Source organism: Pseudoalteromonas sp. 13-15 (assembly GCF_001468205.2).
Classification (GTDB): Bacteria; Pseudomonadota; Gammaproteobacteria; order Enterobacterales; family Alteromonadaceae; genus Pseudoalteromonas; species Pseudoalteromonas marina.
Window position 1 is genome coordinate 514,402 of the sequence record NZ_CP019162.1, and the last position, 23,996, is coordinate 538,397.

Sequence of the window (23,996 nt, forward strand, 5' to 3'; positions counted from 1 at the left end):
ATTACAAATAAATATTTGGCTCTAAGAAGGAGTCTGTATTGTTAAATATATGGTTAATTTAAACTGAGGGTGTTATGAAAACAGAGCCAATGGCGTGTCGATTAGGCTGCGGTGCATGTTGTATTGCGCCAAGTATTAGCTCGCCAATACCGGGTATGCCAAATGGCAAAAAGGCCGGAGAACGTTGTATTCAGCTAGATGAGCGCAATTTATGTAAGTTATTTGGTGATGAGTCTAGGCCAAAAGTATGTAGTGATTTTAGTGCCACAGTTGATGTGTGTGGGTCAACTAATGCAGAGGCTCTAGTGCTTATCACCGAACTTGAACAATTAACCTAGCTTGTGTGTTCAATACACACATAGTTACATTTATCTAAAAATATATTGCGCGATTCAGTGATTGCTAGAAGCAAAAAAGTAAAATGTTCACAAAGAGGGTAAGAGGCGCTGCGCTTTTAGAGTAGTAATTAGCTTAAAGTCTTTTTGCTTTTGTTTTCCTCATTTACTTCTCTTTGTGCCATATGTTTTTTCTTTGCCAGAATAAAACGAATACGTTTAACTTGATGGATGAAACCATTAAGTGAACGATTCACAAAGAGGGTATGAGGCGCTGCGCTTTTAGAGCAAAGATTAATTGAATAAATCATAATTATTATTTCAAATTTAATTTTTAGATTTTGCTCAAATCGGATATTCGCATATGTGGCATTTATAGTCTTTGTACCTTAATAATCTATACTTTGAATTGTTGAGGTTTTGAGCTCATTACTTACGAATATTGGGCCAGCATCATTTAATGATCACCGCTTTTCTTTCGAAGTAATGAGTTACTTTACACAAAACGAATACTCAGGGTTTGCCTTACAAACGCTATCTATATTTCTTTCGAAGAGTAAAGAATGCATAACAAATTTCAATAATCGGAGATTTAGCATGAATGGACTCCCCATAGTTTGCTAGACACCCAATAAGTTACATTGTAACTTCTAATAAGAGGTGTTTTATGAGCAAAGGCAAGCGTTATACCCAAGAGTTTAAATAAGCGGCTGTTAAACAAATGACACAGCATGGATATTCAGTTGCGGAAGTCGCTGAACGATTAGATATTTATACCAAAACGTTATATCACTGTCGGATCCAGTTATCAGATAAATCTAAGTCCGTTCAATCATCTGATGAAAAATTGAATATCGCTAATTTAGAAGCGCAAATGAAACGTGTCACGGAGGAATGGGATATTTTAAAAAAGGCTGCAAGGTACTTTGCCAGCAACCCCGAGTAAAGTAAGGCTTCATTCGTGATCATCAAAATGAGTTTTCCATTACGATGATGTGCCGCCTTTTTAAGCTGCATCGCAGTGGTTTTTATGTGGCCAGGGCGGCACGTATGGTAGCCCTTGGATACATTCAGACTTGCGTGAAGCCTTAAGCTATGCAGCGTAAACTGTGTTCCTAAGATCATGCGATAACATCAGCTTAAAGCGCAAATAGGGTATAAGTGTAGCCATATTAAAGGTGGTGAGACATCGCGGATTGCAGATAACTTATTAGCACGTCAATATAACCCGCCAGCGCCGAATTAATAGTGGGTAAGCGACATAACTTACATAAGAACCAAAGAAGGTTTTTTATATGTGGCAACAGTGATGGATTTATTTTCTCGACGTATTGTGGGTTGTCGATGAATAAAAATATGAATAAGCAGCTTGTTAAAAACGCACTGTTGATGGCTTTATATCAACATCAACCGGAGGCTGAGGTAATGATGTTAAGTGATCAAAGCAGTCAATACTGTAGCGCTGACTATTTCGTATTTATGAAAGAACATAATCTTGTGCCTTCAATGAGCCGCGCTGGGAACTGTTATTCTAATGCGGTTGCTGAAAGCTTTTTTGCGACAATTAAAAAGCGAATAGTCAAGCGTAAGATATACTCGACACGCGAAGATGCGAAAACTGAGATATTCAATTTATAGAAATGTTTTACGATCCAAAAAAGCGCCACTCACATACAGGCGGTGTTTCACCCGCTAAGTTTGAAGAAGCTTATTATTCTGAGTTAAAAACTGTCTAGTGAAAGCTGGGATGTCCATTCATTTAGCCGACCATCTGTGAGTAACGATAATCCGTATTTTGAGTCATGATTTAAAACATCAAAGTATCGTCCAGAATATCCAGAAAAAGCCTTCGAAGACATCGCGCTAGCGCAAGGAACTGGGTTAACGGATTTGTAGATTGGTACAACGATGAGCACTTGCACACCAGTATTAGGATTGTCACGCCAAATCAGCGTCATTTAGGCTTAGACAAAGTGATCCTGGCGAAGCGTCATCGGGTTAATGAAATTGCGAAATTACAGAATCCAAGTCGTTGGTCAGGAAAGTCTCGAAATTTGACAATCATCAATGAAGTAAATTTGAATCCAGAGAAAAAAGAGAAGTGCGGGCGGCATAAAATTTAGCTTGATGCGACAACTAACTTGAAAAATTCCGTTGGCGCTACACAGAGAAAAACAAAGTTAAACCCATAAATATTTACCAGCCCTTGAATCACTTCTCATTCACTGCTCGGTGGTGACATAAGCACTTAGCAACACACAGTGTTGGTGTAATTATTTAGATATATTGCTACTTACCTAAATAAAACATTTCTAAAAACTTAAAACTAAAAATACCTATTTAAAACTGCGTACACGTTTAACGACTATTTTATTACTCAAAATCGCCAAACATAAAATAACCATAAACAGCATAGAGTTTGCACCAGCTTGGAGCGAATAATCTACCGACGAATGCAATAACATATCAATAATCGCAATAGCACAGCCAAAAGCCACACCCTGAAACAACGCCGTTTTGCGCTTGCGCATAGTTGCCACACACAACCACAAACAATACAAAACCAACAAACCAAGTGCCGCTGTAGCAGGTATACCCAGCTCTACAGCAAATTGAATATAATCGTTATGGGCGTTGTCGTAATAGCCTGAATAAGGCTCCGACTGATACGCAGGGAACGCCGTGTAAAACGTACCGCCGCCCGAGCCCAATAAAGGCTTATCTAAAATAAGCGGTATAGAGTCGCGAACCACCTCGTCGCGAGTTTCAGACGCAATGCTTGTTTCACTAATACGCTGCTTTACTTTTTCAACATCAAAGATAGCGCCAATAATAATCAAATCAATGATAAAAAAGCTCACTATTAATAACTTAAACGCCTTGGGTTTATTGTTATAAACAAACAGCGCCAAAAAGCTTACCACCATTAACGCAATAAAAAAGGCCGAGTTACCCATGCGGCTGCGCGTTAAAATAAGCGCCACAATTATAATTATTAACGAAATACGTAACACTATTTTAGAGCTTAAAAGTATTTCGGCCCAAGCTCTAATAGTTTGCTTTAAAGTGTGCTTACCTTTACCGTTATTGCGCTTTAACTCACTTACCAATACACCTATACCCAAACATAAACACAGCGCTAAATAGTTAGCTAAAAAGTTAGAATACGTAAATGTACCAATAGCACGGTCGGTATGTTTATACCCAAAAATAGGGCTAACTACATCGGGCGATAAATTTAAGTAACTGGCATACAGTGCCTGAAAAACACCAGCACAAATAACCGCATAAATTAGCTTTTTAATACGCGCAGCACTGTTACAGTAAATAAAAATAAGCCAGCAAAACAAAATCATAAAGCTAGTTTTTAATAACATTTGCTTAGTTTGAAAAGGGTCAACGCTTACCGTAAACATTTGCACAGCGCACACCGCAACAACAACACTTAATGCCGCAAACACAGGCCACGAATACAAAGGAGGGTACAAAGGTTGGTTGTTATTTATAGCACCGTAAACTAAGTGCGTTACAAACGTAGCACTAATTAAAAGGCCTATAGCAAGTATGGCCCAAGGTCTGTAACTGCCTAAAGGTAAAGGGAATAAAAATAAAATGCTACACAACAATACAAAAATTAAACGGTTCACTAATTTCCCTATAAACGTTTGTTACTGATACTTAACCTAAAAACTGATTTCTAACTTCTGAGAACTTATATCTACCCTTATGTTTAACACATATTTACTTAACTGAAATCTGTCTTCTAACAACTCAAAACTTGTATATTCCGCATTATTGCATATTTGTGCAGTACACATAACAAAAAACGCAGCCAACTGGCTGCGTTTTTTTATTAAAGGTTGATTTTAGTTATCAACTTCAGAGATACCGTCATCGCCGCCATTTCCGCCAGCACCCGGAGGTGTTGGTAAGCTAACAAATGCAGGCACACGTGAACGTGCATTTGGATTAGCGTTGCTATTTGGCGCAGCGTTATTACCAGGGTTTTGACCTGGTGCATTTGGGTTACCAGCAGCCGTTGCTTCAGAAGCAGTCGTTGCATCAACACCCGCAGTTACAGCAGCTAATGTAAGCGTATCGCTATCAATACCAGCAGCACTCATTGCGCCTAGTACATCAGCAACTAACGGGCTATCTGCGCCTACAGCAGCAACTGCATCGTTAATTAACGCTTCTACGTCTTCAGCAGAACAATCACTACAAGCAGCTTCAATAGCAGCAAGTAAGTCTGCTTGAAGTTGCTCTGGCGAAGTATCTGCAGTCACATTATTTAATACGCTAACAAGGCCAGCGCTGTCTGCTTGTGCATATACAGGTAATGTAACCACTGCAGTGGCACTAGCAATTAAGCCAGCTAAAATTAGTTTTTTCATGTCTCGTCCCATGGTTGAGTGTCTAATTACAAAATTTTAGCGTATTAGAGCAAAAAGTAAACTCTTTATTTACGCCATTATTATTAGTTTTTACTATTTGCGAAGGCGGCATTATTAAATTACCTTGTACGCCATCGCAGCCCAGTTTTTCAAGTGCTTTTAAAGTCTCAGGTATTTCAATTAAACAGGCTAAAACTTTAATACCAAAACCGTGGCAAATATTATTTACCGTTTGAATAAAAAATTGGCTTTGGGTGTTATCTAGTAGGCCTTGTATGTAGCTGCCGTCAATTTTTACAAATTCAATGTCTAGGCCTTGTAAGTACCTAAACGAAGTTAAACTGGTACCAAAATGTTCTACACAAACATTAATACCAATATCTTTAATGGCATCTATATGTAAACTGGCTACATGCACATTATAAAGTAAGCTTATTTCGTGTAGCTCAAACAATAAGTTAGTTTTTAAAATAGGTTTCGTAGTCGCGTAAAGCTTAAGCCACTCTATAAAATCGGTAGAATATAACGCGGCTTTACTTAAATTAAGGGCAAACACATCTTTTGGATATTGCTCTTTAACGTTTACAAAATTGCGTATTATTTTTTTGTCGAGCTCTTCGGTTAAATTAAGCTTTTCGGCCATAGCAAATAAATGGCCGTTATTTACTTTTTCACCTTCGTGTATAAAGTGTGCAAAAACCTCAAAATAGCACTGCTGGTGCTCTGAGTTAGCTTGCTTAACAGCTTGCAACGAAAAACTCACCTCGCCCGAATCAATAATCGACTGAATTAGCGCACGCCATTGTTTAACACTAAATAGGGTGTCTTTATCTACTTTATTGGTAGCTGCGGTTTCACCAATGGTACAACCGGTATCAAGCGCCGAAAGCACACTCCCTAAGCTCGAGCCTTTTTCAACACTCACAAGCGACAAATTAGCAAACCCATTTACATGTAAGCTGTTTTTCTTTTGGCTAAAAGCATCGTTAATATCTAGCTTGGTTTTATTTAAAAATGGTACGTCAAATGGGGCCAGCGCTATAAACGTACTGCCATTAAGCTTAAACAGTTTAGTGTTAGTTAACTCGCTTAATATAGATTGCAAAGTAGTGCTTACATCGTAAACGTGTTCGTCGCCGTCTTGGTAGCTAACGGTTTGGTTAATATTAGTAAGCGAAGGCAGGGTGATCATCATTGCGGTTATTGGCGCATCTTCAGTTACTGTATCAACCACCGAGCTAAAATGGTTTTCAAACGACCGACGATTCCCAAGCCCAGTAAGTGGGTCTATGTATACTTCTTCAGTGAGGGTTTGGGTTTGTTTAGTTAACGAGTCAAACGTGCTTTGTAAATTAATAACCATATTGTTTATGGCTTTAGTTACTGTACGTAGCTCGCGGGCAACCGGTATTTGCTCGTTTAAGGTAAAGCGTTTACGAGTTACCAATTGCGCTTGGTGTTCTACGGCTTTTAGCGGCCTAAACACAGTGCCTAAAATTAAAAACGCAACCGCAAGCGATCCCGCAAGTAATAAAAACGATCCGTAAAAGCTGCGTTTAGTGTGCTCCCAAAGAGTTAAGTACGACTGCCCAGCATGGCTAGTTACATTAAGTGTGCCAGCCATAACCCAGCCATTATTAAGCTCACTGCTCATAGTGGGGGCGTTAAGCTCTACCGCATTAATAAACCAGCCAGGTACCGACTCAACCCGTTTAGGGTTAGTAAGCTCAAACACCACATTGCTTTGCATGTCGGTAAATTTAATTTGCTTATAATAGCCACTATCAAAAATAGCCGTAGCCATGGTTTGGGCAATCATTAAGCTTTCGTCGTCAAGGTACGGCGAAATAGAAAGCCCCAAACTGGTGGCTGTGTCTTGCGCGTGGCTGCCCATTTGGGTTTGCAAATAGTGGCGGGTGGTTTGTACGTCGGTAACTACACGAACAAAAAACGAAATAACCGAAATTAAAATAATTAACCCATACACTTGGGTTTTTAAACTAAGTCCATTTTTAAAAAGTCGATACATAACTACTAGTTCCTTTAATGTTACTGTTGGTGGGCGCAAGCTCACCGTGTTCTATGCGTTGCAGCATGGTGTTCCAGGCCGACACACCACGGCTATTTTTTACTTTATTACCCAACCCTTTTGCTTTAGCTAGCCATAAACCTTGGCCGTTAAAGCTGTATATAGGTTTTAAATCGGGCCGTTTATTAGCGGGTAAAAGTTTAGTATTAAAATTACCTAACACAAGCGGTATTTGGTTAGGCTCTTCAAAATAAATTAATACCATGTGCGGCTGGTTTACTGTTTTTTGCCTTACATACATTAACCGTATTTTATCTTCCGGCATGCCCAGTGCAATTAGCGTAAAGTACTTGGCTATTACGTAGTCTTCACAGTCGCCCATACCAACGCCTAAACTTTCCAGCGGGGTGGCCCAGTAATCTTTTTTTTGCCATAGGTCGTCGTCGGTTTGATATTGTATGTGTTTATTAAAAAAGTCGTTAACTAAGTGTATTTGTTGCCACTCGCTTTTACCTTGGCTGCTATCAATAAAGCTGAGCCAATTTTTAATACGGGCGTAGCCTTCGTCGCCGTAATGTTGTTGTGCACGGTTTAGTATATCGCTGTTACGTAAATGCATAAGTGCATCTTGCGCGTACACACAAAACGACATAACAATTAAAATGCAAACACTTAAGCGCACATACGTTCCTTTAGTTAATAATCCCTAATATACAGCCTGAACAAGTATAGTATTATTACAGAAAAAAAGGTAGATAAGTAAAAAGCATTACTTAACACTATAGCATGGCGATTGTTATCTACTTTCTCGAAACAAAAAATTAACAAAAAACAGTGTTAAAGGATGTTTTTATAGTTGAGTACATAATTGTGTTGTGTATAATGAAAGTTCACACGGTATGTGGAGTACGTTAAAAGGATTTGAGCTTTTGCTTCTCCTTTTTGTGATTTTATAATAGGATAAAAATTCAAAAGGAATTAAATTGAAAGTTTTAAAAGCTGTACTTCCTGTTGCAGGTTTGGGTACGCGTATGTTGCCAGCCACAAAAGCCATTCCAAAAGAAATGCTCCCTCTGGTAGACAAACCCTTAATTCAATACGTAGTTAACGAAGCCGTAGCCGCAGGCATAAAAGAAATAGTACTGGTTACTCACGCATCTAAAAACTCCATCGAAAACCACTTTGACACCAGCTTTGAGCTAGAAGCCACACTAGAGGCACGCGTAAAACGCAGCCTACTAGAGGAGGTGCGTTCAATAGTACCAAAAGACGTAACTGTCATTTCGGTTCGCCAATCGGCACCATTAGGTTTAGGCCACGCAGTGCTTGCTGCTAAACCTATAGTAGGCAACAACCCGTTTGCCGTAATGCTACCCGACGTAATAATCGACAAATACAAGTCAAATCCAAAAACCGATAACTTAAGCCAAATGATCAAACGGTTTGATCAAACAGGCCACAACCAAGTAATGGTCGAGCCCGTACCACAAGCCAAAGTACACCAGTACGGCGTGGTAGACCTAGCAGGTAAAAACATAAGCGCAGGCGAAAACGCCACCATTAAAAATATGGTCGAAAAACCAAATAACGATGAAGCACCAAGCAATCTAGCCATAACAGGGCGTTATGTTGTATCACCCACTATTTGGGACTTACTCGAATACACACCACCGGGTGCAGGCGGCGAAATACAACTTACCGATGCATTACTGCAACTACGCCACCTCGAAACGCTCGAAGCTTACCACCTAAAAGGTAAGTCGCACGATTGTGGCTCAAAATTAGGCTATATGCTGGCAAATGTAGAATATGCAATGCAATCAAGCCATATGGGTGATGAGTTTAATAAGCAACTAAAGCAAATGCTTTAATAAACTGGCGTTTAAACTTTATACGTGTGTAAATCATATAAACTCAAAATTTATAGCTGGTGACAGTGAACTATGTAACACCTACTTAATATACGTTGAAGCATGGCGAGAGATAAAATGAAAATGTTACAAGCAAGAGTTACTCATTTAAAGCAATTAGAGGCTGAGTCAATTCATGCAATAAAAGAAGTAGCAGCAGGATTTGATAACACAGTAATAATGTGCTCTGTGGGTAAAAAATAGCATTAATGCTTAACTTATTCATTAAGGCTTTATATCCCTCACTAGCTTATAAAAGCTACTAAAGTTTTAAATGTATTAAAAGGCTATATGTCGATTGTTGGGCCACGCCCGCATGAGGTGGCCCATAACGAGGAATACCGTAAGGAGGCCGACTTTTATATGCTTAGGCATAAAGCAAAACTAGGTATTACAGGCTGTGCACAAATTAATGGGTGGCGGGGCTAAACCGACACCTTAATCATAATTACTAAACGTGTAGAGTACGATGCACATTATATTAAGCACTGGTCGTTATGGTTTGATATAAAAATTATTTTTTAACAATATTTAAGGGATTTAAAAATGCAAACGCTTACTAACCCCGTGAAAGGTGTACTATTAGTTGCAGGTATGGGAGTAGCAACACCCGCAATGGCAGAGCTGAACCCTGGCAGTGTTATGACTAAAGATGGCGCACAAATAACACCTACTTTAACCACGGGTATTAGCAGTAACGATAACTTTTTTAGTACCCCTACTGACGAAGAGTCGCGTTTAATTTTGACTATAGCGCCAAATGTTGACGCATTGATCGAAGACGGCGTTAACTATTACAATGTTAACATTGCAACCAGCACAAGTTTGCATAATAAAGACAGCGCCGATAACTTTACGCAAGTTAATTTAAGTGCTGCAACCCATAACGAGTTTACTAGCAAGCACAGGCTTGACTTTAATGCCACAGCCGATTGGTTGTTTGAACCACGCGGTAGCGGTTTAACCGAAGGCCTAGGCGATGCCGTAAACGAGCTAGTTGAATACCAACAGCAAAGTATAAATGGCCGTTATGAATTTGGCGCCGAAAGCTCAAAGGCACAAATAGCATTTTTGGGTGGTTTTTTTAATAAAAAATACCAAAACTTTAGGGCTATTTCGCAATTTCGTGATTACGACAGAACCACGCTTGGTATTGTTGGTTACTACAATACTCAAGCGGCTACGCGTACCTTTTTAGAGCTAAAACAAGAAGATTACCGTTACGATGTTATTGACGCTAATGGTTTAAGCCGTGACTCAGACGACGTGAAAGTATTGCTTGGTATGGAGTGGGATGCAACGGCTCTTACATCGGGCTCGGTAAAATTAGGTTACCAAAAAAAGGATTTTGCCACAGAGCAGCGCGAAAACTTTAGCGGACTTAGTTGGGAAGCGGGCGTTACATGGCAACCACTTAGCTACTCGTTTGTTGACTTTACTACCAGCCGCGCCGCAAAAGACCCGCTAGTTGAAGGCGATTACATTCGTGAAAGTGTATACCGCGCAACCTGGACACACGACTGGAACGACCAATTAAGCACAAGTACTGGCCTGTCGTACACCGACGAAAAATACGTAGGTGAAATTGGCCGAAAAGACAAAACAAGCAATGCTAACTTTGCAGTAAGTTATACCACAAACAGTTTTGGTATGGTTTCGACCTATGTTGACTTTATAGATAAAGACTCTACGCAAGACGCGCTAAAGTTTGACCGTATGGTTGTAGGTATTAACTTTACATTTGCACTAAAGGCTAATTAATGAAATTTGGTATTTTTATTACTGGTTTATTTATAAATTTAGTAATGGGTAATCTTGCGCATGCTGCGCAAGATTACGTTTTAGGCGCGGGCGATAAGGTTGAAATAAAAGTATTTGGCCAGCCCGACCTAGAGGTTACTGCACTTTTAGGTAATAGTGGTGAAGTAAGTTACCCGTTTTTAGGTAAAATTAAATTGGCTGGTTTAAGCACTACGCAAGTTGAAAACCTAATTACCCAAGGCTTAAAGCCCGGCTACCTAGTAAACCCAAACGTATATGTACAAGTGACTGAATACCGCCCGTTTTATATACATGGCGAAGTTAAAAGCCCTGGCGCATACCCGTACCAACCCGCGATGACAGTAAACCAAGCAGTGGCGCTTGCCGGTGGTTTAACCGAGCGAGCGTCCCTTGATAAAATATACATATTTAAAGAGCAAACAAAGCAGCAGCAACAAAAAGGTAATTTAAATAGCCAAATTGCAGCGGGCGATACAATAAAAATAGAACAGCGCTTGTTTTAAGCAATTGTTAGGGCAATAATAAATGAACCAAATACACGAAAACTCACAAAGCGAAGAAGTAATAGATTTAAGCGCTTATTTAAATGTTATTAAACGTAATAAATGGAGTATTTTAAGTTTTTCGCTAATAGTAACATTGTTAACTATTTTGTTAACTTTAACGTTAACAAAGCGTTATACCGCAACCGCCACATTACTTATTGAGGCTGAGCAAAGCAAAGCGGTAAGCTTTGATGAAGTTTACGGGCTTGATTCATCTAAAAAAGAATACTATCTCACTCAGTTTGAGGTTATGAAGTCGGACAGTATAGCCCGTGAGGTAATTACTAAGCTTGATTTAAAAGCTCATGCAGATTTTATCTCTAAGCCTTCTTTTATTGGTGAAGCTACCGGTTTTTTTAAAGGGTTATTTCCTTTTTTAAACAAAACCGAAAAGCTACAACTTACAGAGCAAGAACAACAAGATTTAGAAATGCTTAGCTTGCTTGAGGTATTTAAAGCAAGACTGTCGGTTTCGCCTATCCGTAAAACACAATTAGTAAGTATAAGTTTTGAGTCGAGCGATCCAAAACTTGCGGCCTTAGTGGCTAACACCGTGGGTGAGGTTTACATAGAAAGCCAAATGCGCGCAAAAATGGGCATTACTCAGCAAGCGTCTAGCTGGTTAAATACGCGTTTATTTCAGTTACGTGTGCAACTTGACGAATCGGAAGAAAAACTACAAGCCTACCGCGAAGCGCAAAAGCTAGTTGATATTGAAGGTATTGCAGGGCTTGTAACACAAGAGCTGGAGCAAACATCTGAGCAATTAGTGACTGCCCGTACCGAAAAAAATAATCTACAAAGTATTAACCGTGTAATAAGTGAATACGGTAATAATGTAGAGCTTTTAGGCAGTATGCCTGAAATCACATCGCACAAAGTGGTGCAAGATGTAAAACGCGAAGTTATTTTAGTTGAGCGTAAAGTAAGTGAATTAAGCGAAGTTTACGGCCCTAAGCACCCTAAAATAATATCGGCAAAGGCTGAGCTGGCTACCGTTAAAAGTAACTTAAACAAGCAAATTAAAGGGCTGATTACTGGTATTGAAAAAGAGCTTAACCGTATTACCCGTACAGTTAGTGCACTTGAGGCCGATTTAGTTAAAATACGTGCAGAATATCAAGAGATCACGCGTAAAGAAACCGCCTACAACCAGCTTAAACGCGAAGTAGAAACTAACCGTAATATATTTAATACGTTTTTATCACGCTCGCGCGAAACCGAAGTAACTAGTGACTTTAGCTCGGCAGCGGCACGTTTTACCGACCGCGCATACGCACCAAAGGACCCAAGTAAACCTAACAAAATACTTATTGTAGTATTGGCGTTTATAGCAAGCTTTGGTTTTTCAGTGGTAATGAGCTTTGTGTTTGATGCACTTAACGACACGGTTAAAAATAAAAACGACGTGGAAAATAAATTAGCCCAACGCATGTTAGGTATACTGCCGTTTGTAAAAGTGCCTAAAAATAGCACATTTGGTATACATGCCTATTTCGACGAGCATTACAGGCGTTTTGCAGAGTCGGTACGTACGTTTCGTACCAGTTTGTTGTTAACCCAGCTTGACCGTGAGCACAAAGTAATTGCAGTTACCTCAAGCTCGCCAGGTGAAGGTAAAACGACAACATCTACCAACTTAGCAATGTCGCTTGCGCAAATGGGTAAAGTGTTACTTATTGACGCTGATTTGCGTAAACCCAGTATTGCAAAACGCTTTGATATACCGGTATTTCATCCAGGATTAAGTAACCTAATTGTAGGTACTGAGCAATTAAGCGAATGTACGCATATTGACGAGCAGTCGGGCGTGACTATTATGTCTAGTGGGCAAATACCGGGAAACCCTTTAGAGTTACTGTCGAGCAACCGTTTTAATGAGTTACTGGTTAGATTAAAAAGTACTTACGACCATATAATTATAGATACGCCGCCTACTCAAGCGGTGAGTGACGCACTCGTTATTGCTCAAAATACTGACTCGGTTATTTATGTAGTTAAAGCAGATTTAACACGTATTAAAACTACTAAAGCAGGTATTGAGCGTTTGTTTGAGTCAAAGGCGCATATTGCTGGGGTTGTTGTTAACCAAGTAGATATAACCAAGTCGAAAGAAGAACATAATTATGGCTACTACGACTATTACGATTACACTCAAGAATCTGAACAGTCGTAAATAACGTTATTATGATAGATATACATTCCCACATATTGCCTGAGCTTGACGATGGTGCTAAAGACTTAACAGAATCTTTAGCGCTTTTAACAATGGCGCAGGCCGATGGTATAACCCACATGGTTGCCACACCGCACATTCATTTAGGCCGCTTTAATAATGCGGCTTCACACATCTATGACGACCTAGCTAATTTAAAACACGCCGCGCATGATGCCAATATTAATATACAGCTAGCAGTAGCCGCAGAAGTTAGGCTAGATGTAGAGCTTATGACCTTGGTAATGAGCAAAAAGCTGCCGTTTATTGGGAATGTAAATGGCGCTAATTATGTGTTACTTGAGCTACCGCATTCGCATGTACCGCAAGGGTTTGATAAGTTTATTAATTGGTTGGCTAAACAAAATATTAAAACGATTATTCCGCACCCTGAGCGCAACCGCGATATACAAGCTAAGCCTTTTTACATAGAGCGCTTAAAGCAATTGGGTTGTGAATTCCAGTTAACGGCCTCTAGCATTGAAGGCGAGTGGGGCGAACAAGCACAAGCTATTAGCCTTGATATGCTTAAAAATGGGTTGGTGACTTACGTTGCAAGTGATGCCCATTCGGTTATACGCAGGCCGCCTATTTTAAGTAAAGCAAAAAGAATTGTTAGCGATTTAATAGGAGCCGAGCAGGCTGAAGCATTGTTTGTAACTAACCCGCTTAATTTAACGGCGTCTTTATTTAATGAGTAATACTAGCAAGGTGTTTAAATACGTTAATGTTTTAGTGTTGACACTTATTACACTGGCTATTTGTTATACTAGTTTACAAAGTATGCGCGCTAATGCGTGGTACTTTAATGCAAAAAATACTCTGCAGGAAATTACGGGTAATAATATTGATATACAGCAGCTTAACTTAGCTGACGACGCTATAAGTTTGGCAAGCTCGCTCGACCCAATCCATCCGCATTATTTGCAGTTAATGGCGCATGTAAAATTGCTTAAGTTAGCGGTTAGTACAAACCAGCCAGATGATATAGCTGCAAGTTACCAGCAAATAGAGCAGTTATTATTAAAGTCGGTAGCGCTTCGTGAAACCTGGTCCGAAACCTGGATTGCGTTGGCAAAGGTAGTGAGTTACCAAAATGGCCCAACCGATCGGGTGTACGATTATATTCAGCAAGCTAAGCGTGTTGGCCCGTATAAAATTGAGGTGCATTTAGGCGCTATAGAAATAGCGCTAATGAACTGGCAACAACTCCCTCCAAAATATAAAGCGTTGTATGTAAACGAGCTAAAATTGGCGGCTAAGCACGGGCATAAGTTTTCTCGTGCGTTCGATATTGCTAAGCAGGTAGATGCTTTGCCTATTTTATGTTTGTCGCTTAAATTTGGCGCTCATTTTGAGCCGGTCAGAAACAGCTGGATGTTTAAAAAACAGTGTAAATAGGTTTTGTTTTCAGGAAAAGATTTTAGGTGTCAGATTACAGACATCAGTTATTACATCTAAAACCATACCCCCGAAATTAAAGCTAAATTGCTTGTAATTACTTGCAGACTTAGAGCTTGTTAACGTTAGAAGCGCAGGTTCTTATTATTAAAAGATCATTTGCACGAAGAGAAGTAAATGAGGAGTAAATGAGAAGACATTACTAATACTGTATTCGATAAGTTTGTTGTTTTATAACTTATCTAAACTTATGATTTTTTAATCTATTTATGGATTTTTATTTGATTTTTAATATATATTCAAAAACGCAAAAAAATGCCCAGAGTGATATAGGGAAACTCTGGGCTATAACGGGCTCTTTTGAGCCTTGCGCTAACTAAAAACTTTCTAATTCATAGGGAGAAGTTGAAAGTATTTTAAGTATAGCCAAAGCTCTTAAAATTACATATTTTTAGTGCATTTTTTATACTGTAGTTAATACAAACACTTAAACGTGTTGTACACATTTTATACGTGATTTAAGTGTGTTTACTCCCAGTTTATTAACTGGGTATTTTGCACTAGATCGCGCGGTAGTGAGTTTTTGATCTTATTTTTTTGCCACTTTCCTAGCCCAATTGGGCAGCCGCATAAAGTTAATACCACTTCGCCTAGCTCTTTTGTAGGCTCGGCTAGTCGTACATCTTTACCATTAAAGTAGTCGTTTGCTTGTTCGCCATTTAGCGCATACGTATTGGTTTTACACGCACTGCCTAAAACTGTAGCAAACTCGTGGGTTAGCCTTACGCCATTTTTATGAATAATGCCTATTTGAATACCTAAGCGTGCGTATTTAATTTTGTTTTGAATTGCATCAAACCCCTGCGGGAATAACCACAGTTCTTTGTCGCGCTGCATTAATGTGCCGGGTAAGTTTGTTAAACCAAAGTGTTTTTTAAGCTCGCTCATAAATGCAGTTGTTGGTTTTTTATCAAACTCAACAAACGGAAATGCGCCTTTTTTAACTGTTTGGTTTGGGTTGTTACAACTTGCGTGCTTTTTAAACTTGGCAATAAAAAAGCCTTCGCTGTCGTAGGTTTGCGGCCAAACGTGCAAATAGCCCTCGGTCGTTGTTGCTTTATCGGCGCCCGGAAATAAATCGCTAAGCGACTCGGGCGTTATAAACTCGCCAAATTCTGCAAGCAAATATTCGCATACTTGCTGGTTTTCGAGCGGGGTGAGCGTACAGGTTGAATAAACAAGCGTGCCGCCGGGTTTTAACGCGTAAAATGCGCTTTTTATTAAGTCTTTTTGTACTTGGGCTATTTGAATGTTTGATTCGATTGACCAATTTTTTAATGCGTCTGCATCTTTACGTACGGTGCCTTCGCCAGAGCAGGGCGCGTCTAGCAATATGCTATCGAAACATTCATACATGTAGTTACCAAATATAACGCCATCAAAGTGTGAAAGCGCACAGTTACCCACACCCATACGTTTTAAGGTGGCACTCAATACTTTTAAACGCGACGACGAAAGCTCGTTTGCTACTAGCACGCCTTGGTTGTTCATTAGTGCTGCTAGCTGCGATGTTTTAGATCCCGGCGCCGACGCCATATCAAGCACTGTGTTGCTTGTTTGTATGCTTTGCTTAAGCGCGATAGGCGGCAGCATTGAACTTGCCTCTTGCACGTACATGGCGCCGCTTAGGTGCAAATCGGTATTACCTAGGGCTAGATTTTGTTCTTCATTACTCGGGCGCTCTAGCCAAAAGCCTTCGCTACACCAAGGAATTGGCGTAAGTTGCCAATTTTTTTGCTCGGCTTTTTTAATAAAGTCTTCAATGGTTATTTTTAATGTATTAACGCGGATAGATTTTCTGAGTGGGCGACGACACGCATTAATAAAGTCATCTAACTTTAAATGAGTTGGCAGGTAGGTTTTTACGTCGTCGATAAAGTGCTCAGGAATAAAAGTATTGGCGTTCACGCGCTAGCTCGTACATTAAAAAATAAAGCGCGATTTTAGCATTTAAATAACTAAATTTCAGTGATAAAAATGCGCCCCCTAATTAACTGCCGCTGTCGACACTTTGTGGTTTTTAGGTATTTATAAACTATTATGATCATACTTTAGACTAATAGTGTCGACAATGAGGCTGTTTTTTAGCCTTTATGTTAGGCTTTAGGGTTGACATGTTTTTTTAATGCGCCCATTATGGCGATACGAATTGTCGACAATCTAAAAAATAACTTATGACAGACTCATTTTCAAACGAAGCGCCCGTTACCACAGCATCCGATCAGGTATTTGTAAATATGCGCCGTGAGATTGTTGAGGGCACTATTGCCCAAGGTAGTAAAATTTCGGAGCCTGAGCTTGCAAAGCGTTACGGCGTAAGCCGCGCAACATTGCGTGAGGCGCTAAACCGCCTTGAAAGCTGTTATTTAGTTGAGCGCAAAGCCAATGTAGGTTGCCGTGTTGTAGCACTAACTGCTGAGCGTTTAATTGAGGTGTACCAGGTACGCAGCTCGCTTGAGGGCTTGGCGTGCCGATTAGCTGCCGACAATATGGAGCCTGATGAAATTAAAGGCTTAAAGCAATTACTTAATCAACATTTACAAACACAGCGCGTTAAAGAAGGCGAGTCTTACTACCAAGAAGCAGGCGATTTAGATTTTCATTATCGCATTATAAAAGGCAGTAAAAACGCGCATTTGATTCACTTGCTTTGTAACGACCTGTATCAATTAATACGCATGTACCGCGTGCAAATGGGCATGGTGGGGCCGCGTGTATCAAAAGCGTTTGACGAACACTTAGCCATTATTAACGCGATTGAAAACCACGACGGCGAACTGGCCGAAATGCTAATGAAGCGCCATATAAGTGCGTCGCAAGCGAATATTCAAACCAAATTTGATTTATACCAATCTGAATAATTGTTTACTCATACAGATTGGTAAAAGACGCTAAAAGCTAAAAGTTAAGCAAAATAGTTAAAGCGTCATATACAAAGATTAAAAATATAAGTTACTCCATGTAGCCACCGTTCAAAGAGAGGAAATGACATGTCAGCAGGATATAAATTTAAACAAGCTATTGCTAATAACCGCCCATTACAAGTAGTGGGCACTATTAATGCCTACACAGCAATGATGGCTGAAAAAATGGGCCACCAAGCTATTTACCTTTCGGGTGCGGGTGTTGCTAATGCCTCTTTCGGTATGCCTGATTTAGGCATGACTAGCCTAGACAACGTGCTTGAAGATATTCGCCGTATTACCGGTGCAAGCGATTTACCTTTACTTGTTGATGCCGATACCGGTTGGGGCGGGGCGTTTAATATTGCACGTACCGTTAAAGAAATGACCAAAGCAGGCGCGGCGGGTTTTCATATAGAAGATCAAGTGGCGCAAAAGCGTTGTGGCCATCGCCCAAATAAAGAAATTGTAAGCCAAGGCGAAATGGTTGACCGTATTAAAGCCGCGGTAGATGCCAAAACCGATAGCGATTTTTACATTATGGCGCGTACCGATGCGTTTCAAAAAGAAGGCTTAAATGCGGCTATTGACCGCGCAGCAGCCTGTGTTGAAGCTGGCGCCGATGCTATTTTTGCTGAAGCCGTGCACGACCTTGCCGATTACCAAGCATTTGCCAATGCGTTAAATGTGCCTATTTTGGCTAACATTACTGAGTTTGGCCAAACGCCAATTTATACCAAAGAGCAGCTAAGTGATGTGGGCGTTGAAATGGTGCTTTACCCACTCAGTGCGTTTAGAGCGATGAATAAAGCGGCACTTAACGTTTACTCGGCTATTTTAAATGAAGGCTCGCAACAAAGCGAAATTGAAAACATGCAAACCCGAGCTGAGCTTTATGACTTTTTAGATTACCACACATACGAAAACACACTCGATAACCTTTTTTCATCAAAATCTGACAAATAATAATTATTAAATTAGACAACACACAAATTTAAGATAGGAGAAGATCATGGTAGATAAAGCATTAGGTGGCGCAGGTTTACGCGGACAAGTAGCAGGCCAAACGGCATTATGTACAGTTGGCCAAAGTGGCTCGGGCTTAACGTATTGTGGTTACGACATCAGCGAGCTGGCTGAAAAAGCGCAGTTTGAAGAAGTGTCGTTTTTACTTTCACGCGGTGAGTTACCTACATCTAGCGAGTTGGCTGAGTACAAAGCAAAACTAAAAAGCTTACGTGGCTTGCCAGATGCACTTAAAACCGTGCTTGAAAATATTCCTAAAGACGCGCACCCAATGGATGTAATGCGTACAGGTTGCTCTATGTTGGGTAACCTTGAAATGGAACTTGATTTCAGCCAAGCAAACGATGCGATTGACCGCATGGTTGCAGTGTTCCCAAGTATTATTTGTTACTGGTACCGCTTTTCACACGATGGTGTTCGTATTGAAACACAAACAGACGACGATTCAGTAGGCGCACACTTTTTAACGTTATTACACGACAAAGCACCAAGCGAGTTGTTTGCGCAAGTAATGAATGTGTCGCTTATTTTATACGCAGAGCATGAATTTAATGCCTCTACATTTACAGGGCGCGTATGTGCTTCTACCTTGTCTGATATTCATTCGTGTGTAACGGGTGCGATTGGTACGTTACGCGGGCCATTACATGGTGGTGCTAACGAAGCTGCAATGGATATGATTGAAGGCTTTACTAGCGCAGAGCATGCTGAGCAAGAAGTAATGGGTATGCTTGAGCGTAAAGATAAAATTATGGGCTTTGGCCATGCTATTTACCGTGAGTCGGACCCGCGTAATGTAATTATTAAAAAGTGGTCTGAAAAATTAGCAGCAGAGGTGGGCGATGATGTACTTTACCCGGTTTCTGTTCGTTGTGAAGAAGTAATGTGGCGCGAGAAAAAGTTATTTTGTAATGCTGATTTTTTCCATGCATCGGCTTATCACTTTATGGATATTCCCACTAAGTTGTTTACGCCAATATTTGTAATGAGCCGCGTTACTGGTTGGACAGCACATGTTAAAGAACAACGTGCTAATAACCGTATTATTCGCCCAAGTGCAGATTACACAGGGCCAGACGCACGCAGCTATACGCCAATTGAATCAAGAGGCTAATTAGTTAGCATTTAAGGTGAGCCTAGCTCACCTTTTTGCCTTTTTATTTCCCGTCACTTATTAGCGAATTTTTATTATGACCATAATTAATAACACTCAGTACCGCAAACCGCTTGCGGGCTCAAATGTAGATTACTACGATACCCAAGCCGCTGTTGATGCCATTAAACCAGGCGCTTATGCCACACTTCCTTATAGCTCGCGTGTATTTGCAGAAAACTTAGTACGCCGCTGCGATCCTGCCATGCTTACCGATGCACTTAGCCAAATAATTGAGCGTAAACAAGATTTAGATTTTCCTTGGTATCCGGCGCGTGTGGTGTGCCACGATATTTTAGGCCAAACGGCCCTTGTTGATTTAGCAGGCTTGCGCGATGCCATTGCGGCTAAAGGTGGCGAACCGTCTAAAGTTAATCCTGTAGTACCAACGCAGTTAATTGTTGATCATTCGTTAGCGGTTGAACATGCAGGGTTTGATCCTGAGGCATTTGAAAAAAACCGTGCTATTGAAGACCGCCGAAACGATGACCGTTTTCATTTTATAAACTGGACTAAAACCGCGTTTAAAAATATTGATGTGATCCCGCCAGGTAACGGCATTATGCATCAAATTAACCTTGAAAAAATGTCGCCTGTTATTCAAAACCGCGATGGCATTGCATTCCCAGATACGCTTGTAGGTACCGACAGCCACACCCCGCATGTTGATGCATTAGGTGTTATTGCTGTAGGGGTAGGCGGGCTTGAAGCTGAAAGCGTTATGCTTGGCCGTGCGTCGTACATTCGTTTACCCGATATTGTAGGCGTAGAGCTTACGGGTACTCGCCAGCCTGGTATTACCGCTACCGATATTGTGTTGGCGATTACTGAGTTTCTACGCGAGCAGCGAGTTGTATCGACCTATTTAGAGTTTTACGGCGAAGGCGCCGATGCTTTAACGCTTGGCGACAGAGCAACTATTTCAAACATGACGCCAGAATTTGGTGCGACTGCGGCCATGTTTTATATCGACGATAAAACAATAGACTATTTACGTTTAACAGGGCGCGATGAAGAGCAAATAGCCCTTGTAGAAAACTACGCTAAAACAGCAGGCCTTTGGAGCGATAGCTTAAAAACCGCAAAATACGAGCGTGTTCTGACCTTTGATTTATCAAGCGTTGGCCGCAATATTGCGGGGCCTTCTAATCCACATCGTCGTGTTTCAACCAGCGATTTAGCGAAAGAAGGTATTTCGGGCGTTGTTGAAAACGAAGAAGGCTTAATGCCAGACGGTGCGTGTATTATTGCGGCAATTACCAGCTGTACTAATACTAGCAACCCGCGCAATGTAATAGCTGCAGGTTTGTTAGCGCGTAATGCCAATGCAAAAGGGTTAATGCGCAAACCTTGGGTTAAAACGTCGTTAGCGCCGGGCTCAAAAGCCGTGCAATCGTACCTTGAAGACGCAAAACTATTGCCTGAGCTTGAACAACTTGGTTTTGGTATTGTTGGCTTTGCGTGTACTACCTGTAATGGTATGAGTGGGGCGCTTGACCCTGTTATTCAAAAAGAAGTGATAGATCGCGATTTATACACAACGGCTGTGCTTTCGGGTAATCGTAACTTTGACGGGCGTATTCACCCTTATGCTAAACAAGCCTTTTTGGCATCACCGCCTTTGGTTGTAGCTTATGCTATTGCGGGCACGATTCGTTTTGATATTGAAAAAGATATTTTAGGACAAGATCAACAAGGTAATGATGTAACGCTTAAAAATTTATGGCCAACCGATGAAGAAATAGATGCGGTAATTCAGCAAAGCGTTAAGCCTGAGCAATTTAAAAAAGTGTACGAGCCTATGTTTGACTTAACCGTAGATTACGGTGAAGACAACGACCCACTTTATGATTGGCGAGCGCAAAGTACGTATATCCGCCGCCCGCCTTATTGGGAAGGAGCACTTGCTGGTGAGCGCACCATGAGTGGTATGCGCGCTTTGGCGGTATTGGGCGATAACATTACAACGGATCATTTATCACCTTCTAACGCAATTATGGCAAGCAGTGCTGCGGGCGAATACCTCACTAAAATGAATGTACCAGAAGAAGACTTTAACTCTTATGCAACGCACCGCGGCGATCATTTAACTGCGCAGCGTGCTACGTTTGCAAACCCTAAATTACTTAACGAAATGGTACTTGATAAAAACGGTGACGTTAAGCAAGGGTCTTACGCACGTTTAGAGCCGGAGGGTGAAAACACGCGCATGTGGGAAGCAATCGAAACTTACATGAAACGTAAACAACCGCTTATTATTGTTGCCGGTGCAGACTACGGGCAAGGATCGTCGCGCGATTGGGCGGCAAAAGGGGTAAGGCTTGCAGGTGTTGAAGTTATAGCTGCTGAAGGCTTTGAGCGTATTCACCGCACAAATTTAATTGGCATGGGCGTTTTACCGCTTGAGTTTGCACCAGGCACTACCCGTAAAACACTAAACCTTGATGGTAGTGAAAGTTACGATGTAAAAGGCGCACCAGCACCGGGCGCAACATTAGAGCTTGTGATCACCCGCAAAAATGGTGAAGTGCTAACTGCAGCAATGAAATGCCGATTAGATACGCAAGAAGAGCTTTCTATTTACGCTGCTGGTGGTGTATTACAGCGTTTTGCTCAAGACTTTTTAGAAGCGACAAACGCGTAATAAGGATTTAAAAATATGTTTAAACCACAAATAAAAGTGCCCGCGACCTACATGCGTGGCGGCACTAGTAAAGGTGTGTTTTTTAATTTAACCGATTTGCCAAAGCCTGCCCAAGTGGCAGGTGAGGCGCGCGATAATTTATTGCTTCGTGTTATTGGTAGCCCCGATCCTTATGGTAAACAAACCGACGGCATGGGCGGTGCAACATCAAGCACCAGCAAAACGGTTATTTTAAGTAAAAGTGAGCAAGCCGATCACGATGTTGATTACTTGTTTGGGCAAGTCGCAATTGAAAAAGCGTTTGTTGATTGGAGCGGTAACTGCGGTAATTTAACTTCAGCCGTGGGGGCTTTTGCTATTAGTAATGGTTTAGTTGATAAAAACCGTGTGCCGGATAATGGCATAGCTATTGTGCGTGTTTGGCAGGCTAATATTAAAAAAAGCATTTTAGTGCATGTACCTATGACTAATGGCGAAGTGCAAGAAACCGGTGACTTTGAGCTTGACGGCGTGACGTTCCCTGCAGCAGAAGTAAAGCTTGAGTTTGTAGACCCTGCTGATGGGGATGGTGCTTTATTTCCAACAGGTAATGTTGTTGACGATTTAGAGGTGCCAGATGTTGGTACGCTAAAGGCGACGATGATTAATGCGGGTATTCCAACTATTTTTATTAATGCTGAAGATATTGGTTATACCGGCACTGAGCTGCAAGACGACATTAATAACGATGACGCTGCGCTTAAAAAGCTTGAAACAATTCGTGCTTATGGCGCTGTTAAAATGGGATTAATTACTAATTTAAATGAAGCACAAGCGCGCCAGCATACACCTAAAGTTGCGTTTGTTGCTAAGCCTGTGGCGTATAACGCATCAAGCGGTAAACACATTGATGCTGGCAGTATTAATTTATTAGTACGTGCTATGTCGATGGGTAAATTACATCATGCCATGATGGGAACAGCCGCCGTTGCAATTGGCACCGCAGCAGCAATTGACGGTACGTTAGTAAATATGGCTGCTGGTGGTGGCGCATTGAGTGAAGTGAATTTTGGTCACCCCTCGGGCACGTTAAAAGTAGGCGCTGAAGCTAAAAAGGCTAATGGCGACTGGCAAGTTACTAAAGCGAGTATGAGCCGAAGCGCCAGAGTATTGATGGAAGGGGTTGTAAGAGTTCCCTTTTAATAATTTTTTACTGCATTATTAACTTTGTGAAATTAAAAGACCCTTATAGTCAGTTAGGGTTAACGTAACAATATTAATAATGCAGTAACAATTAAGCAGGATTTTAAAATAAGTAAAAAACAAGGGATTGGCTTTTCTAGTTCTAAAGGTTTACTTTCAATTAAGAGCTCAGTTCTTTTGGGTTGCTTTATCTCAGTTCTGCATTTATTTTTAATGTTCTGTCGCAAATACTTGAAGAAAAAATTTAACAAACTAAATTTAATGTAATAATCAATCAATAAACACGATATATTATAAACCAACATGTTGGTTTTTTGTGGCTGTAACCTAGGTTATTGAATTTAATTAAGGCCTATAAAAATTAAAACATGGCGTTAAACTAAAATTACATCATTTTATATGTATAAATATGTAGCA

General features: G+C 40.7%; 18 protein-coding genes and 4 pseudogenes. 17 read left to right on the forward strand and 5 right to left on the reverse strand.

Translation table 11 applies throughout. From position 1 onward, the window contains the following. The first annotated feature begins 74 nt into the window (after window positions 1-74). From ATS72_RS02505 to ATS72_RS18925, 4 genes and pseudogenes are all read left to right on the forward strand, one after another. Window positions 75-338 carry a YkgJ family cysteine cluster protein gene (locus ATS72_RS02505; RefSeq protein WP_058428731.1) on the forward strand — a complete coding sequence of 88 codons (264 nt, stop codon included), beginning with the start codon at window positions 75-77 and terminating at the stop codon, window positions 336-338. 718 nt (window positions 339-1,056) lie between these two features. After that, the gene (locus ATS72_RS18905; protein WP_201797335.1) at window positions 1,057-1,281 is read left to right on the forward strand and encodes a transposase; all 225 of its coding nucleotides are present in this window, start codon (window positions 1,057-1,059) and stop codon (window positions 1,279-1,281) included. Window positions 1,282-1,644: 363 nt separating this feature from the next. Continuing rightward, window positions 1,645-1,973: pseudogene (locus ATS72_RS18910) on the forward strand (transposase). A 117-nt stretch (window positions 1,974-2,090) separates the two neighbouring features. Further along, window positions 2,091-2,458, forward strand: a pseudogene (locus ATS72_RS18925) (integrase core domain-containing protein); the annotation flags it as partial. A gap of 213 nt (window positions 2,459-2,671) precedes the next feature. Here the strand turns inward: ATS72_RS18925 and ATS72_RS02515 are convergent. The 4 genes from ATS72_RS02515 to ATS72_RS02530 form a co-directional block, all read right to left on the reverse strand. Continuing rightward, entirely contained in the window at window positions 2,672-3,982 is a 1,311-nt protein-coding gene (locus ATS72_RS02515; RefSeq protein WP_058428733.1) for an O-antigen ligase family protein, read from the reverse strand. Window positions 3,983-4,201: 219 nt separating this feature from the next. Then, a complete protein-coding gene (locus ATS72_RS02520) occupies window positions 4,202-4,729 on the reverse strand; it encodes a hypothetical protein (protein WP_058428734.1) in 528 nt (175 codons plus the stop codon). Window positions 4,730-4,751: 22 nt separating this feature from the next. Then, complete coding sequence (locus tag ATS72_RS02525; protein ID WP_058428735.1) at window positions 4,752-6,758, reverse strand: bifunctional diguanylate cyclase/phosphodiesterase; 2,007 nt, start codon at window positions 6,756-6,758, stop codon at window positions 4,752-4,754. Beyond that, window positions 6,742-7,440 carry a transglutaminase-like cysteine peptidase gene (locus ATS72_RS02530; RefSeq protein WP_058428736.1) on the reverse strand — a complete coding sequence of 233 codons (699 nt, stop codon included), beginning with the start codon at window positions 7,438-7,440 and terminating at the stop codon, window positions 6,742-6,744. Before ATS72_RS02530 ends, ATS72_RS02525 begins: the two co-directional genes overlap by 17 nt. Before the next feature lie 301 nt (window positions 7,441-7,741). Here ATS72_RS02530 and galU point away from each other — a divergent pair, with 301 nt between their 5' ends. The 8 genes and pseudogenes from galU (at window position 7,742) to ATS72_RS02565 (ending at window position 14,611) form a co-directional block, all read left to right on the forward strand. Beyond that, complete coding sequence (gene galU / locus ATS72_RS02535) at window positions 7,742-8,629, forward strand: UTP--glucose-1-phosphate uridylyltransferase GalU (protein WP_058428737.1); 888 nt, start codon at window positions 7,742-7,744, stop codon at window positions 8,627-8,629. A 117-nt stretch (window positions 8,630-8,746) separates the two neighbouring features. Next, window positions 8,747-8,866: pseudogene (locus ATS72_RS18930) on the forward strand (sulfate adenylyltransferase subunit CysD); the annotation flags it as partial. A 72-nt stretch (window positions 8,867-8,938) separates the two neighbouring features. Then, window positions 8,939-9,231: pseudogene (locus ATS72_RS02540) on the forward strand (sugar transferase); the annotation flags it as partial. Beyond that, window positions 9,215-10,429: an outer membrane beta-barrel protein gene (locus ATS72_RS02545; protein ID WP_058428738.1), complete on the forward strand. Its 1,215-nt coding sequence runs from the start codon at window positions 9,215-9,217 to the stop codon at window positions 10,427-10,429. The pseudogene ATS72_RS02540 and the gene ATS72_RS02545, both read left to right, overlap by 17 nt. After that, window positions 10,429-10,953, forward strand: coding sequence for a polysaccharide biosynthesis/export family protein (locus ATS72_RS02550; RefSeq protein WP_058428739.1), 525 nt, complete (start codon window positions 10,429-10,431; stop codon window positions 10,951-10,953). Before ATS72_RS02545 ends, ATS72_RS02550 begins: the two co-directional genes overlap by 1 nt. 22 nt (window positions 10,954-10,975) lie before the next feature. After that, a complete protein-coding gene (locus tag ATS72_RS02555; protein WP_058428740.1) occupies window positions 10,976-13,171 on the forward strand; it encodes a GumC family protein in 2,196 nt (731 codons plus the stop codon). Between the two features lie 11 nt (window positions 13,172-13,182). Then, complete coding sequence (locus ATS72_RS02560) at window positions 13,183-13,911, forward strand: tyrosine-protein phosphatase (RefSeq protein WP_058428741.1); 729 nt, start codon at window positions 13,183-13,185, stop codon at window positions 13,909-13,911. Then, on the forward strand, window positions 13,904-14,611 hold the full coding sequence (locus tag ATS72_RS02565; protein WP_058428742.1) for a VpsP family polysaccharide biosynthesis protein: 708 nt from the start codon (window positions 13,904-13,906) through the stop codon (window positions 14,609-14,611). Before ATS72_RS02560 ends, ATS72_RS02565 begins: the two co-directional genes overlap by 8 nt. A 528-nt stretch (window positions 14,612-15,139) precedes the next feature. On the opposite strand, the gene rsmF is transcribed toward ATS72_RS02565, so the two are convergent. Then, window positions 15,140-16,579: a 16S rRNA (cytosine(1407)-C(5))-methyltransferase RsmF gene (gene rsmF / locus ATS72_RS02570; RefSeq protein WP_058428743.1), complete on the reverse strand. Its 1,440-nt coding sequence runs from the start codon at window positions 16,577-16,579 to the stop codon at window positions 15,140-15,142. A gap of 266 nt (window positions 16,580-16,845) precedes the next feature. Between rsmF and ATS72_RS02575 the strand changes: the two genes are divergently transcribed. The 5 genes from ATS72_RS02575 to prpF all read left to right on the forward strand — a co-directional run bounded on the left by ATS72_RS02575 (window position 16,846) and on the right by prpF (window position 23,579). Beyond that, complete coding sequence (locus tag ATS72_RS02575) at window positions 16,846-17,532, forward strand: GntR family transcriptional regulator (protein WP_010556308.1); 687 nt, start codon at window positions 16,846-16,848, stop codon at window positions 17,530-17,532. A gap of 129 nt (window positions 17,533-17,661) precedes the next feature. Then, the gene (prpB, locus tag ATS72_RS02580) at window positions 17,662-18,540 is read left to right on the forward strand and encodes a methylisocitrate lyase (protein ID WP_006794390.1); all 879 of its coding nucleotides are present in this window, start codon (window positions 17,662-17,664) and stop codon (window positions 18,538-18,540) included. A 46-nt stretch (window positions 18,541-18,586) separates the two neighbouring features. Next, a complete protein-coding gene (prpC, locus tag ATS72_RS02585; protein ID WP_006794389.1) occupies window positions 18,587-19,714 on the forward strand; it encodes a bifunctional 2-methylcitrate synthase/citrate synthase in 1,128 nt (375 codons plus the stop codon). Window positions 19,715-19,790: 76 nt separating this feature from the next. Continuing rightward, the gene (gene acnD / locus ATS72_RS02590; protein ID WP_058428744.1) at window positions 19,791-22,397 is read left to right on the forward strand and encodes a Fe/S-dependent 2-methylisocitrate dehydratase AcnD; all 2,607 of its coding nucleotides are present in this window, start codon (window positions 19,791-19,793) and stop codon (window positions 22,395-22,397) included. A gap of 15 nt (window positions 22,398-22,412) precedes the next feature. Beyond that, a complete protein-coding gene (gene prpF / locus ATS72_RS02595) occupies window positions 22,413-23,579 on the forward strand; it encodes a 2-methylaconitate cis-trans isomerase PrpF (protein WP_058428745.1) in 1,167 nt (388 codons plus the stop codon). Window positions 23,580-23,996: the final 417 nt, after the last annotated feature.

Bases quoted from the DNA above. Each gene is read 5' to 3' on its own strand.
- ATS72_RS02505 (WP_058428731.1), top strand. From the start codon at position 75: ATGAAAACAGAGCCAATGGCGTGTCGATTAGGCTGCGGTGCATGTTGT.
- ATS72_RS18905 (WP_201797335.1), top strand. From the start codon at position 1,057: ATGACACAGCATGGATATTCAGTTGCGGAAGTCGCTGAACGATTAGAT.
- ATS72_RS02520 (WP_058428734.1), bottom strand. From the start codon at position 4,729: ATGAAAAAACTAATTTTAGCTGGCTTAATTGCTAGTGCCACTGCAGTG.
- ATS72_RS02525 (WP_058428735.1), bottom strand. From the start codon at position 6,758: ATGTATCGACTTTTTAAAAATGGACTTAGTTTAAAAACCCAAGTGTAT.
- ATS72_RS02545 (WP_058428738.1), top strand. From the start codon at position 9,215: ATGCAAACGCTTACTAACCCCGTGAAAGGTGTACTATTAGTTGCAGGT.
- ATS72_RS02550 (WP_058428739.1), top strand. From the start codon at position 10,429: ATGAAATTTGGTATTTTTATTACTGGTTTATTTATAAATTTAGTAATG.
- ATS72_RS02555 (WP_058428740.1), top strand. From the start codon at position 10,976: ATGAACCAAATACACGAAAACTCACAAAGCGAAGAAGTAATAGATTTA.
- ATS72_RS02560 (WP_058428741.1), top strand. From the start codon at position 13,183: ATGATAGATATACATTCCCACATATTGCCTGAGCTTGACGATGGTGCT.
- ATS72_RS02565 (WP_058428742.1), top strand. From the start codon at position 13,904: ATGAGTAATACTAGCAAGGTGTTTAAATACGTTAATGTTTTAGTGTTG.
- ATS72_RS02575 (WP_010556308.1), top strand. From the start codon at position 16,846: ATGACAGACTCATTTTCAAACGAAGCGCCCGTTACCACAGCATCCGAT.
- prpB (WP_006794390.1), top strand. From the start codon at position 17,662: ATGTCAGCAGGATATAAATTTAAACAAGCTATTGCTAATAACCGCCCA.
- prpC (WP_006794389.1), top strand. From the start codon at position 18,587: ATGGTAGATAAAGCATTAGGTGGCGCAGGTTTACGCGGACAAGTAGCA.
- acnD (WP_058428744.1), top strand. From the start codon at position 19,791: ATGACCATAATTAATAACACTCAGTACCGCAAACCGCTTGCGGGCTCA.
- prpF (WP_058428745.1), top strand. From the start codon at position 22,413: ATGTTTAAACCACAAATAAAAGTGCCCGCGACCTACATGCGTGGCGGC.